Genomic DNA, 12,958 nt, shown 5'->3' on the forward strand with positions numbered 1-12,958 from the left:
CAGACTAGAGGTGGTCATAGCTAGGCTATGGCAAATAGAGTGGTACCGCGATACATGTCGTCTCTTGATTGATTTCAGGAGACGTTTTTTTTATCACGGAACCTGGTACAAGTGAATACACAAAACTCAAGGAAAAAGAGAGTAGTCATAAGGCGTAAAAGAAGCGAGCTGATGATGGTGAAAGATCAGCATACAAATTATGGTGAACCGCACTTTGGAGAGGGATATCTGAACATAGAGTAGGATATCAAGTTGTCTACTTTACAGACTAGAGGTGGTCATAGCTAGGCTATGGCAAATAGAGTGGTACCGCGATACATGTCGTCTCTTGATTGATTTCAAGAGACGTTTTTTTATGGGAGGGAAAAGAGATGTATGGAAATACTTTAATGGCAGTAACGATTGATTTTACCAAGATGATCAAATGGATCCCAACTTTTATAGATGGAACGATCGTAACTATTGTCTTGGCGTTGATGACCGTTATCTTAGGTTGTATTTTAGGATTGTTGGCTATTTTGATGAAACGATCACATATAAAGGTGTTAAATGCGATATCAACAGCTTATACACAGGTGATTCGTGGAACGCCAATGTTACTTCAGTTATATATTTGGTTGTATGGCTTTCCAATGATTGGAATTTCCATTCCATCAATTCCAATGTTGGGAAGTGTTTATGGAAGTCGTGAGTTCTTGACGGCAGTGGTTGCTTTGGCAATTAACTCAGGCGCATATATTTGTGAGTTATTAAGAGGCGGTTTAGATTCCATTGATAAAGGTCAGATGGAAGCTGGACGCTCATTAGGATTTTCCAATTTAGAAACGATGCGATATATCATCGTCCCACAGGCGATTCGAGTTGTCTTACCGGGATTATGTAATGAATTTATCATGATGATCAAGGAATCAAGTATTGTTAGTGTTGTAGGTGTATTCGATATCATGTATACATCCAATATCGTAAAGGCATCAACATATTCTGTATTTGAACCATTGATCATTATCGCAATTATCTATTTTGCCTTAACTAGTGTTCTAACGACGATTATGTCTTTGATCGAAAGGAAGTTGAAAGTATATGCTTAAAACAGTAGATTTACATAAATCATTTGGGGATTTGGAAGTATTAAAGGGAATCAATACAGAGATTCATAAAGGAGAAGTTGTGGCCATTATCGGACCTTCGGGTTCTGGTAAATCCACATTTATTAGATGTCTGAATCTTTTAGAGGAACCAACAAAAGGGCAAGTTTTCTTTAAAGATACAGATATCACGTCCAAAGCCAAAAAGGAAGTCGATATCGATAAGGTTCGAGAACATATTGGGATGGTATTTCAGCATTTTAACTTATTTCCACATATGTCGGTCTTGGATAATTTGACATTAGCTCCAATCAAAATAAAAGGAATGTCAGAACAGGCTGCAAAAGAACAGGCAATTGAATTGTTAAAGAAGGTTGGTTTGGAAGAAAAGAAAGATGCCTATCCAAATAACTTGTCTGGTGGACAAAAGCAACGTGTTGCGATTGCCAGAGCCTTGGCTATGAATCCAGAAGTGATGTTGTTTGATGAACCAACAAGTGCTCTTGATCCGGAGATGGTAAAAGAAGTATTAAATGTTATCAAAAGTCTTGCCCAAAGCAAGATGACCATAGTTATCGTAACGCATGAAATGGGCTTTGCCAAAGAAGTTGCAGATCGTGTCATGTTTATGGATGAAGGAATCATTATGGAAGAAGGAACACCGGATGAGATATTCAATCATCCAAAAAATCAAAGAACAAAAGAATTTTTAGATAAAGTTATGTAGAAAGAAAGAGGAAACAATTATGAAAATGAAAAAATTAGTTAGTGTAGTATTAGCAACAACGATGATGATAGGTGTAGCTGGATGTTCATCGACAACATCTGGTTCTGCGGATAAATTAGAACAAATCAAAGAAGCAGGTAAAATCGTACTAGGAACTTCTCCAGATTTTCCACCTAATGAATTCTATATCTTAGATGAAAATGGCGAGAAACAAATCGTAGGAAGCGATATCTCTTTAGCGCAGGCTATTGCGGATGAAATAGGTGTTGAACTGGAAATCAAGGCAACCGATTTCAATGGTGTATTAGCCAATGTACAATCAGGAAGTGTAGATATGGCGATTTCTGGTTTTGCTCAGACAGAAGAAAGAAAACAAGTGATGCAGTTTTCTGAAGGGTATCAAAGAGAAGACAGTGCGGATTATCAAGGAATCTTAACCACAAAAGAAAATGCCGAAAAATATAAAACTTTAGAGGAATTTAAAGCAGCAAATCTAACAATTGCGGCACAATCCGGTTCCATTCAGTATGAATTGGCAATGAAGTTGACGGATGAAGCCAATATCAAACAATATGGAACAACAGATGCTTCTGCTTTAGCTTTAGATGCTGGAGATATTGATGCAGTCATTGTTTCTTCAAACTCTGCTTTACCTATGTTGGATACATTTACAGATTTAACATTACTTCCTAAAGATGGATTTGATTTAGACCCGGATGCAATGTATTCCACAAATGTTATTGGATTCCCATTAGGAGATGAATATCAGTCATTGATCGATTTATGTAACGATGTAATTGAGAAAGCTAAAGAAAATGGTGACTTGGAAAAATGGGTGACAGAAGCGAAAGAATTATCTGCACAGGCTGTTGAAGTGGAGGAATAGTCAATGGATAATAAACAAACGATCTTAGATTTCATTGTTTCCAAAACCGATGATTATATGGCTTTGGTCAAAACAATGTATGAAAATCCAGAGATAGGAAATCAAGAGTTTGAAACAATGGAATTATTGACAAACTATTTGATAGATGCAGGTTTTGAAACACAAAAAGGGTATGTTGTACCAACCGGATTTATTGGAACATATGATACAAAGAAGGAAGGTCCAACTATTGCCTTTATGTGTGAATACGATGCTTTACCTGAAGTCGGACATGGATGTGGTCACAACTTGATCGCAGGAATTGGAATTGCTGCTGGAGAAGCTTTAAAACAAGTTGTAGATCAATATGGTGGAAAAGTAATCGTGCTTGGAACACCGGCTGAGGAAAATTTTGGCGGCAAGGTTTCCATGGCCAATGCCGGTGTCTTTGATACGATTGATGTTGCCTTGATGGTGCATCCAGGTACTAAAAATGGTGTAGGCTCAAAATCACAGGCATTGAATCCAATCAAATTTGAGTTCTTTGGAAAGAACGCCCATGCCTGCCATCCAGAACAAGGGGCTTCGGCTTTAGATGCAGCAGTTATGACTTTTGTTTCAATTAATATGCTTCGTCAATTTGTTGAACCAGGTACTTATATTCATGGCATAATTAAAGATGGAGGAACTGCAGCCAATGTGATTCCTGCTTATGCAAGTTTAGAGTATTATTTCCGTGCTTCTACAATGAAATACGCCAAAGAAGTAACAGAAAAAGCTATTAATTGCGCTAAAGGTGCATGTCAGGCAACCAATACAACCTTAAAAACTTCTGTTTATGAATGTCCTTATGAAGATACGCTTGTCAATTACACATTGGCAGAGATGTTAACTAATACATATCATGAACTTGGACTGCCGAATGTAGATCCAGTGGATGAAGAAGCTAAAGGAAGTACAGATGTTGGAGCAGCTAGTTATAAATGTCCTACGATCCAGGGAAATATCAAAATTGCTTCAGATGATGTTTTAGGTCATTCTAAAGAAATGGCAGCGGCTACGATATCTGAAGATGGGAAAAATGGTTTAATCAAGGCAAGTCAGGCAATTGCTTTGGTTGCTTTGGAGTTATTGGAAAATCCAAATAAACTAAAACAAGTAAAAGAAGAGTTTAATCAATCTGTTCATGGTTAAAGAAGTCTTTGTGTTCAAAAGTTTTGACATTTATTCATAGCCGTTTTATAATCGAATCAACAATAGTGATAAGGACATGAATGCATGAATCTTGGATGTAGAGAGAAAAGTGGTTGGTGAAAACTTTTTGACAAAACATGTGTTTACTCCCTTTGAATTGCCCTTGAAAAAGTGTGCCGTACTCTTGCGTTAAAAGAAAATGAGGTGCATACAATTATTGTATGAACAAAGGTGGTACCGCGTGCGACAGACGTCCTTTGAGATGACTGTCGCTTTTTATATGGAAATAGGAGGAGAATTAAGATGATCGACATTAAAGAAAATGCTGAATTAAATGTATTGAATCATTCATGTGCACACATGATGGCACAGGCCGTAAAAAGATTATATCCTCAGGCAAAATTCTGGGTCGGACCTGTTGTCAGCGAAGGTTTCTATTATGACATGGATCTAGGAGATGAAGTTATCAAAGACGAAGATCTACCTAAGATCGAAAAAGAAATGAAGAAGATTGCCAAAGATGGTAAACGTATCGTACGTAAAGAAATTACTAAAGCTGAAGCTTTGGAAATGTTTAAAGATGATCCATATAAGATTGATTTGATCCAGGATCTTGAAGATGGAACAATTACTTGTTATCAACAAGGTGAATTCATTGATTTATGTCGTGGACCTCATGTGGAAACAGTTAAACAATGTAAAAACTTTAAATTATTGAAGCATTCTGGTGCCTATTGGAAAGGGGATGCCAATAATAAAGTATTGCAGCGTATTTATGGAGTATGTTTTCCAACAGCTGAAGAATTGGAAGAACATTTAGCTTTATTAGAAGAGGCAAAGAAACGCGATCATAAAAAGATTGGTAAAGAAATGGGATTATTTACAGTCAGTGAATATGCTCCCGGTATGCCTATTTTCTTGCCAAATGGTATGATCTTGCGTAATATCTTGGAACAGTTCTGGTATGAAGAACATACAAAGGCTGGCTATCAGTTCATCAAGACACCTATCATGATGTCTAAAGAGTTATGGGAAACAAGTGGACATTGGGAACACTATAAAGAAAACATGTATACAACTATGGTAGATGATCGTGAATTTGCGATCAAACCAATGAATTGTCCAGGCGCTTTATTGGTATACAACAGTACTTTGCATTCATACAAAGAACTCCCATATCGTATCGGAGAATTAGGCCAGGTACATCGTCATGAAGCAAGTGGTGCTTTAAATGGTTTATTTAGAGTTCGTACATTTACTCAAGATGATGCGCATTTGTTTGTTACTCCAGACCAAATTGAGAGCGAAGTTAAAAATGTATTGGGATTGATCGATCGAATTTATTCTGTATTTGGTCTTCCTTACAATATTGAGCTTTCTACACGTCCAGAGAGTGGATATATTGGTTCTGAAGAAATTTGGCAAAAGAGCGAAGAGGCATTGGCAAATGCATGTATCCATGCCGGAAAAGAATATAAAGTGAACCCGGGAGATGGAGCATTCTATGGTCCTAAATTGGATATTCATATCAAAGACAGTTTAGGTCGTGTATGGCAGTGTGGAACAATTCAGTTGGATATGAACTTGCCAGAACGCTTTAGCTGTACATATGTTGACAAAGATGGTTCTAAGAAAACACCGGTTATGTTACACCGTGTTATCTATGGTTCTATCGAACGTTTCATTGGTATCTTGATCGAACATTTTGCAGGTCATTTCCCATTGTGGCTGGCTCCAAGACAATTTGTCGTAATTCCAGTTCATCAGGAAAAACATCTAGAATACGCACAGAAGGTTGTAAAAGCGTTGCAGGATGCCGGTATGCGTGTGGAACTAGATGATAGAAATGAAAAGCTGGGATATCGTGTACGTGAAGCACAGATGTCTAAAGTACCGTATCAGATCGTAGTTGGTGATGGTGAAGCCGAAAACGAAACAGTTACGATTCGTCAGAGTGGTAAAAAAGAAAGTAAGACAATGGCACTAAATGAAGCCTTAGAAAAATTTGTTAAAGAGGTAGAAGAAAAATGTCTGTTAGAAAAATAATATCTTTGGCTTTATCTTTAGTTTTATCGGTATCATTGGTTGCTTGTTCTTCTAGTAATGAACCACAAGAACCAATTAAGATCCTTTCACCTACAGGGGCACCTGCCTTATCATTATTATCTTTGTATGAAAATGAAAATGTAGACATTGAAACAGTAGAAGGTACAGATGTACTAACTGCAGAATTATCTAAAAAAGATAGTGAATATGATATCATCGTAGCACCAACAAATTTAGGTGCTAAATTGTATTCGCAGGCAGAAGCTTTTAATCTTGAAGCGGTATTGACCTGGGGAAATCTATATTTGGTTGGACCAGAAGGTTCTGATCTAACAAGTGCATCTATTGCAGCTTTTGGCGAAAAAGCGGTTCCTCAATTGGTTTTCCAGTATGTAATGGATACAGCTAATATGAATGTTACATATTATGCCAGTGTTCAAGAAGCTCAGCAGGCTTTGTTGACTGGGCAGTCTGAAGTTGCCTTATTGGCGCAGCCTGTTGCCGCTGCAACGATTGCCAAGGCTAAAGAACAAGGAAAAGAGTTATCTGTTCTTGAAGATCTTCAAGCACTTTGGAAAGAAAAAACGGATAGTGACGAAGATGGGTATCCACAAGCTTCGTTGTTTGTAAGAGCGGATGCTAATGTTGATTATGCTTTAGAACTGTTGCAAGATACAGAATTAAGCGAAGATGAAATGAAAGAAATTATTGATAAAGTTGGTGTTGATAAGCTTGGCGTTCCAAATGCTGAAATTGCGGTTAATACATATTCTAAACAGAATATTCGCTATGAAGCAGCAAGTGATGTAAAAGATCAAATTGAAGAATTCTTAAATCTATTTAATATTGAACTTCCAGAAGGATTGATCAAGTAAGAGCGAGAAATCGCTCTTTTTCTATATTTTAAAAGTAAAATATAATTGACATAAAGTAAATTATAATTTATTGTGTAATTGAGGTGAGGGGATGTCAAAAAATCTAGCAATGAAAGCTGCCAGAGCTTCAAAAGATATGACACAAAAAGAATTAGCTGAAGCAGTGGATGTTTCTAGACAAACGATCAATATGATCGAGAAAGGAGAATATAATCCGACGATCAAGTTATGTCGTGCTATCTGTAGAGCATTAGACAAAACATTGGATGATTTGTTCTGGGAGGAAGACGAATGAAAAAGTTAGATGAAATGAAAAGGTTAAAACTTCTTAAAATTGAAGAAAAGGGTTTTTATTTGATGTTTTATGGCTTAGTATTCGTAATTGTGGTTCAAGCTTTTTTGAACGATTTTAAAGACATCCAAGAAGTTATCTTACCAATAGTTTTGCTTGTGATTGTTTCCATTTATTTCATTATTGTTTGTTTTAAAGAGGGGATATGGTCATATCAGGATGTAAATCAAAAGAAAAGTATTGTGGTATCTATCTTTGTGGGAATTGTTGGAGCTTTTATATTTGGGTATAAACTGTATTTGTTAAATAGATTGCATGTTGGATATCTATTGATGATATTTTTGATCGTTACGATTTTAATGTATTTAATTTTAACAGGCGTAAATCGAATTTATGTAAAAAGAGTAGATCATTTAGAAGATGGTGATGAAGAATGAAACGCTATACTATAAATAGACATGAAATCACAAACTGTAATGCCAAGTTGATTGAAAAGAAATGCAGTGACTATTATCCTATGCCTGGAAATATCTTTGAACCACAGAAAGTTTATGAATTGGTGTTTTTAAAAGAAGATAAATCGACTGTTTCTTTAGAAGTAAGTGCCTTTGAATATAATGTTGTTGAAGTAGGATGGGAAGGGAGGTTGATTTATCAAGGCTATGAATTGATTTCTTTTGAAAACTGGATCCAGCAAAGTAAAAAAGGTGTATAAATTTTTTAGCAAACCTATTGCATAACTGCTAAAAGCGTGTATAATATTCTTAGCAGTTGATTTAAAAGAGTGCTAAAGGAGGAATATTATGTTACAACCATTACATGATTATGTTTTGTTAAAAAGAGAAAAGGAAGAAAAGACAACCGCTAGTGGAATTATTTTGACAAGCGGTAAAGAAAAATCTAAATTGGCCGTTGTTGCTGCAATCGGTTCAGGTGTTAAAGATTGTGAATATGCTTTAAATGATAAAGTATTATATAAAGAATACTCAGGAACAACGATCAAAGTAGATGACGAAGAATATATCGTGATCAAAGATGAAGATATTATTGCAGTAAGCAAATAAGGAGGTACATTTTTATGGCTAAAGAAGTGCGTTTTTCAAAAGATGCTCGTGAAGCAATGTTAAAAGGAGTAAACACATTGGCAGATGCCGTACGTGTTACTTTAGGCCCTAAAGGACGCAACGTGGTCCTTGAAAAGGAATATGGTTCACCACTTATCACAAATGATGGTGTAAGTATTGCCAAAGAAATCGAATTGGAAGACAAATTCGAGAATATGGGGGCAAAGTTAGTATATGAAGTAGCTAACAAGACAAATGATACAGCAGGTGATGGTACAACGACAGCAACGATCCTTGCTCAAAGCATGATTGAAAATGGATTGCGTGCAGTAGATCGTGGAGCAAATCCAGTTTTGATGCGTGAAGGTATTGAAAAAGCTGCTAAGGCAATCAGTGATTATATCTTGAAAAATTCGAAAAAAGTTGAAAGCAATCAGGATATTGCCAATGTAGCTACAATTTCTGCAGGATCTGAAGAAATCGGTGAAATCATCGCTCGTGCAATGGAAAAAGTAGGACGTGATGGTGTTATCTCGACTGATGAATCCAACGGTTTTGAAACAGAACTTGAAATCAGCGAAGGTATGCAGTATGACAAAGGATACATTTCTCCATATATGGTAAGCGACCGTGAAAAGATGGAAGCAGTTATGGAAAATGCATATGTATTGGTTACAGATCAGAAGATCTCAAATATCCAGGAAATTCTTCCATTACTAGAACAGCTTGTTCAAGCAAATCGTGCTTTGCTGATCATTGCTGATGATCTTGAAAATGAAGTTGTTTCTACTTTAGCATTGAATAAATTACGTGGAACATTCAATGTTGTTGCCACAAAAGCTCCTGGATTTGGAGATAATCAGAAAGAAATGTTACAGGATATTGCTATTTTAACTGGTGCAACATTCTATTCTAAAGATCTTCAGATGGAACTGAAAGATATGCAGTTGAGTGATTTAGGTACAGTTAAGAAGATCGTCGTTACAAAAGATAACACAACAATGATCGGTGGTGCTGGATCGACTGAAGATGTGCAGGCTCGTATTGCAGAAATCGAAGCACAGATGGAAAACACAACAAGTGAATATGATAAGAAACGCATGGCTGAACGTTTAGGTAAATTATCAAATGGTGTTGCGATCATTAAAGTTGGTGCAGCTACTGAAAGTGAATTGAAAGAAAAGAAACTTCGTATTGAAGATGCATTGAACTCTACTCGTGCTGCTGTAAGCGAAGGTATCGTTATCGGTGGTGGAGCTTGTTTAGTAAATGCTTATGTAGCATTGAAAGATGAGATCAAATCAGATGTTGTTGATGTACAAAAAGGTATCAAAGTTGTATTTGATGCATTGTTGACACCAATCTCTCAAATTGCCGATAATGCTGGATATAACAGTGAAGAAATCGTAGAGATCCAGAAGGGTGCAGATGAAAATATCGGATTTGATGCAAAACATGGTGAATGGGTCGACATGTTAAAAGAAGGTATCATTGATCCAACAAAAGTAACTCGTAATGCATTAATGAATGCCGCAAGTATTTCTGCTTTATTCATTACAACAGAAGCTGGGGTTGCTTCAATTCCAGAACCTGAAAAAGAAGCTCCAATGCCTCAGGGAATGTACTAGAATTAAAAAAGTCCATTGAATTGGACTTTTTTTCTTTTTATAATAAGTACCGGTGATAAAAATGAAAAAAATATGGATCGCAACTTCAAATGCGCACAAAGTTGAAGAATTTCAGAAAATGCTTGGCGAAGATGTACAAGTATGTTGTTTAAAAGATCTTGATCAGGAGGTTGAAATTGTTGAGAATGGTAAGACATTCGAAGAAAACGCCTTGATTAAAGCTCGCAGTTTATATGATGTTTTACACCAGCCAGTTATCAGTGATGATTCTGGACTTGAAGTGGACGCCATGGATAAGGCACCGGGTGTATATTCAGCACGCTGGATGGGCGAAGATACAAGCTATGATGTCAAGAATGCTCAAATCATTAAAAATGTTGAAGGTAAGACTAGAACTGCTCGTTTCGTATGTGTAATTGCCTATATTGATGAAAATGGCAAAGGCCATACATATCGTGGTGAAGTCGAAGGGCAAATCAACGATAAGATCCTTGGGAGCAACGGATTTGGATATGATCCAATCTTCTATTATCCTGAGTATGGTACGACTTTAGCGAATGTTTCAAGTGAGATGAAAAACAAAGTATCACATAGATCTCGTGCTTTAGAGAAATTTTTAAAAGATTGGAGAAATAAATAATGTTACACGTTGTATTATATGAACCGGAAATACCACAGAATACAGGAAATATCATTCGCACATGTATGGCGACAGGATCTCGTCTTCATTTGATCGAACCACTTGGATTTTCATTGGATGAAAAGCATTTACGAAGAAGCGGAATGGATTATATAAAAGATGCGGATATTCATATTCATAAAAACTGGGAAGAGTTTGTAAAAGAGAATCCAAGCGATAAATATTATTTTATGACTCGATATGGACATAAGGCACCAAGTGAATTTGATTTTAGCGATACTTCAAAAGATGTGTATTTAGTCTTAGGAAAAGAGAGTACAGGTGTCGATAAAAAAATCTTAAAAGATCACTTAGACAGTTGTATGCGACTTCCAATGGTTGCCAGTGCAAGAAGTTTAAATTTATCCAATTGTGCAGCAATCATCGTTTATGAGGTTTTACGTCAACAAAATTATCCTGGGCTTGCCACCAGTGAGCAATTAAAGGGAGATCATTGGCTTGAAGATCTATCAGTGGATTGATCGTTTGTTTGATACCTATCCTAAAAGATCATGCTTTGTTGCAATTTTAGTTTTAGTGTATTGGACATGGCAGAATATCTGGCAAGGGGTATTCATGTTTGATTTAGCTCGTGTAAGCAATTATGACACCTTGTTTTCATTTTATGAAAATTTAAGTCAGTATTCTCATGCTTTGTTAATTGAAATAGTATTAGACATGATTTCAAGTAATAGTGTATCGCTTATATCAATTTTGAATGCTGTAGTCAATAATGTGAGAATCATTGATATTCTGGCTGTCTTCTTTACGGTTATTTTGTTCATGAAATCTAGACAAAAAAAGAGTTGGATCTTTTTGATTGTTCTTTATATATTGATGTTTGCTGTAGTAGAGGGAAGCTTGTTTTACGGATTTCAAGTTTCATCTATTGATGAATTAGTAAGTATTTTACATATATTATCCATGATTATCCTTGGTTTTGAATGTGTAATTATCGTATATCTGATATATCGAATCGTAGGTTATGTTTTTGAGTATATTCGACTATTTGAATAATTTTGTTTTTAAATCGTGAACAGATGTATATATCAAAAATGATTTGATAATTTTAGTCAAATTCACATAATTTTACATAATTTGTTTGAAAGTCCTTTATATAAAGGAGAATTATAAATTTTTAAACAAAATTAACAATTAATTTTTGATAAATATTTTTTTCAAAATTTGTTTGAAATGGGTAATCATGTTAAATTGTTGGTGTTGTATGAGAGGTGATAGAAGTGAATTTTATCGAAAAACACAGTAAATTATTGGCTGTAGCCTTATGTTTCTGTGCTTGCGGACCAGTTCTTTCTACAGTTTACGCATACGAAACTAAACCAGGATGGCATGGTGAAGGAGCCGACAGATATTATATTCTGGAATCCAATCATCAGACTGCAACTGGTTTAACAGAAATTGAAGATGAGTTATACTACTTCAATAACGCTGGTGAGATGCAATTCGGATGGCAAGAAATTTCTAACGAAACTTACTATTTCGAAGAAGATGGAACAGCTGCAACAGGTAAAACAAACATTCAGGGTACTACTTACAACTTCCAGAGTGAAGGTACTCTTCAACATGGCTGGTCAGAAGATGGAAAATCTTACTATGACGAGAAGGGATTCAAGATCACAGGAAATTGGGTCGAAGATCAAGGAGCTAAGTACTATTTTGACGAAGATGGAAACCTAGTTACTGGTTGGCTAGAAGTTGACGGTAACAAATACTACATGGGTACAGATGGAAAGATGTGCACAGGTCAGGTTGATATCGATGGTCAGACTTATTACTTACAGGAAGATGGAACATTCAAAACTGGATGGGTCGAAAAAGATGGTAAAAAATACTATTATGAAGAAAATGGTAATCTTGTAAAAGACACATTCAAAGATATTGATGGAAAGAAATACGCTTTTGATGCAAATGGTGAAATGATCACTAATACAGAAAAAGATGGTTATACGATCGGTGAAGACGGGGTTGCTGAAGAGATCGTTGAACAAGCTGACAATACACAGCCTGTTCAAGAAGATACAAGTTCATCAACACCTTCTAATAGTGGATCAACAGCTCCATCAACACCATCAACTGGTTCAGGATCAAGCTCTAATGCTGGTTCTGGTAACTCAGGTTCAAGCAATGTCCCATCAACACCTAATGTAAGCAATGATGCTATTGTAAGTGCAGCATACGCTCAATTAGGAAGAACGCAGGACTGTACAATGTTAGTTACTAACTCTTTAGCTGCAGTTGGTATCAATTTCCACGGATGGCCTGAAGACTATTTATCTTTAGGTACATTAACTAGCAATCCTGTTCCAGGTGACATTATTGTCTACAGTGGACATGTTGCAATCTATGTTGGTAATGGACAGGCAATCCACGGTGGATGGCTTGGTAACCAAACCGTATTAGCATCAGTCAATTGCGGTAACGCATTGATTGGATACGTTCACATAGGTTAATAAAGAGAAGAGAAAATCTTCTCTTTTTTTGT

General features: G+C 36.2%; 15 protein-coding genes and 2 other annotated features. All 15 genes read left to right on the forward strand.

Features of this window, described 5'->3' with window-relative positions:
* Nucleotides 1-120: 120 nt before the first annotated feature.
* Nucleotides 121-332, forward strand: a binding site (T-box leader).
* 39 nt (nucleotides 333-371) lie between these two features.
* The 15 genes from PND65_RS06495 to PND65_RS06565 all read left to right on the forward strand — a co-directional run bounded on the left by PND65_RS06495 (nucleotide 372) and on the right by PND65_RS06565 (nucleotide 12,926).
* Nucleotides 372-1,088 carry an amino acid ABC transporter permease gene (locus PND65_RS06495; protein WP_015536059.1) on the forward strand — a complete coding sequence of 239 codons (717 nt, stop codon included), beginning with the start codon at nucleotides 372-374 and terminating at the stop codon, nucleotides 1,086-1,088.
* Nucleotides 1,081-1,812, forward strand: coding sequence for an amino acid ABC transporter ATP-binding protein (locus tag PND65_RS06500; protein WP_015536058.1), 732 nt, complete (start codon nucleotides 1,081-1,083; stop codon nucleotides 1,810-1,812). Before PND65_RS06495 ends, PND65_RS06500 begins: the two co-directional genes overlap by 8 nt.
* 19 nt (nucleotides 1,813-1,831) lie before the next feature.
* Nucleotides 1,832-2,698, forward strand: coding sequence for a transporter substrate-binding domain-containing protein (locus PND65_RS06505; RefSeq protein ID WP_271991030.1), 867 nt, complete (start codon nucleotides 1,832-1,834; stop codon nucleotides 2,696-2,698).
* Nucleotides 2,699-2,701: 3 nt separating this feature from the next.
* Nucleotides 2,702-3,871 (forward strand): M20 family metallopeptidase, encoded by a 1,170-nt coding sequence (locus PND65_RS06510; protein ID WP_022356457.1) that lies wholly within the window; start codon nucleotides 2,702-2,704, stop codon nucleotides 3,869-3,871.
* Nucleotides 3,872-3,927: 56 nt separating this feature from the next.
* Nucleotides 3,928-4,132 (forward strand) — a binding site (T-box leader).
* A 42-nt stretch (nucleotides 4,133-4,174) separates the two neighbouring features.
* Nucleotides 4,175-5,917: a threonine--tRNA ligase gene (gene thrS / locus PND65_RS06515; RefSeq protein WP_271991027.1), complete on the forward strand. Its 1,743-nt coding sequence runs from the start codon at nucleotides 4,175-4,177 to the stop codon at nucleotides 5,915-5,917.
* On the forward strand, nucleotides 5,899-6,792 hold the full coding sequence (locus PND65_RS06520) for a hypothetical protein (protein ID WP_271991024.1): 894 nt from the start codon (nucleotides 5,899-5,901) through the stop codon (nucleotides 6,790-6,792). The genes thrS and PND65_RS06520 overlap by 19 nt, the downstream gene beginning before the upstream one ends.
* Before the next feature lie 91 nt (nucleotides 6,793-6,883).
* Nucleotides 6,884-7,087 (forward strand): helix-turn-helix transcriptional regulator, encoded by a 204-nt coding sequence (locus PND65_RS06525; RefSeq protein ID WP_015536053.1) that lies wholly within the window; start codon nucleotides 6,884-6,886, stop codon nucleotides 7,085-7,087.
* Nucleotides 7,084-7,521: a DUF6773 family protein gene (locus PND65_RS06530; protein WP_271991021.1), complete on the forward strand. Its 438-nt coding sequence runs from the start codon at nucleotides 7,084-7,086 to the stop codon at nucleotides 7,519-7,521. The genes PND65_RS06525 and PND65_RS06530 overlap by 4 nt, the downstream gene beginning before the upstream one ends.
* Nucleotides 7,518-7,799: a DUF2500 family protein gene (locus tag PND65_RS06535; protein ID WP_271991019.1), complete on the forward strand. Its 282-nt coding sequence runs from the start codon at nucleotides 7,518-7,520 to the stop codon at nucleotides 7,797-7,799. Before PND65_RS06530 ends, PND65_RS06535 begins: the two co-directional genes overlap by 4 nt.
* Nucleotides 7,800-7,887: 88 nt before the next feature.
* Nucleotides 7,888-8,148, forward strand: coding sequence for a GroES family chaperonin (locus PND65_RS06540; protein WP_015536050.1), 261 nt, complete (start codon nucleotides 7,888-7,890; stop codon nucleotides 8,146-8,148).
* A 14-nt stretch (nucleotides 8,149-8,162) separates the two neighbouring features.
* Nucleotides 8,163-9,776, forward strand: a complete 1,614-nt coding sequence (gene groL, locus PND65_RS06545; RefSeq protein WP_015536049.1) for a chaperonin GroEL — start codon at nucleotides 8,163-8,165, stop codon at nucleotides 9,774-9,776.
* A gap of 61 nt (nucleotides 9,777-9,837) precedes the next feature.
* Nucleotides 9,838-10,416, forward strand: a complete 579-nt coding sequence (gene rdgB / locus PND65_RS06550; protein ID WP_022356464.1) for an RdgB/HAM1 family non-canonical purine NTP pyrophosphatase — start codon at nucleotides 9,838-9,840, stop codon at nucleotides 10,414-10,416.
* Nucleotides 10,416-10,937: a tRNA (cytidine(34)-2'-O)-methyltransferase gene (locus tag PND65_RS06555; RefSeq protein ID WP_015536048.1), complete on the forward strand. Its 522-nt coding sequence runs from the start codon at nucleotides 10,416-10,418 to the stop codon at nucleotides 10,935-10,937. Before rdgB ends, PND65_RS06555 begins: the two co-directional genes overlap by 1 nt.
* Entirely contained in the window at nucleotides 10,915-11,472 is a 558-nt protein-coding gene (locus PND65_RS06560; protein WP_271991017.1) for a hypothetical protein, read from the forward strand. Before PND65_RS06555 ends, PND65_RS06560 begins: the two co-directional genes overlap by 23 nt.
* A 224-nt stretch (nucleotides 11,473-11,696) precedes the next feature.
* Nucleotides 11,697-12,926, forward strand: coding sequence for an NlpC/P60 family protein (locus tag PND65_RS06565; RefSeq protein ID WP_271991015.1), 1,230 nt, complete (start codon nucleotides 11,697-11,699; stop codon nucleotides 12,924-12,926).
* The last annotated feature ends 32 nt before the right edge of the window (nucleotides 12,927-12,958 follow it).

Origin of the sequence: Faecalitalea cylindroides, from assembly GCF_028321995.1 — a bacterium.
GTDB lineage: Bacteria > Bacillota_I > Bacilli_A > Erysipelotrichales > Erysipelotrichaceae > Faecalitalea > Faecalitalea cylindroides.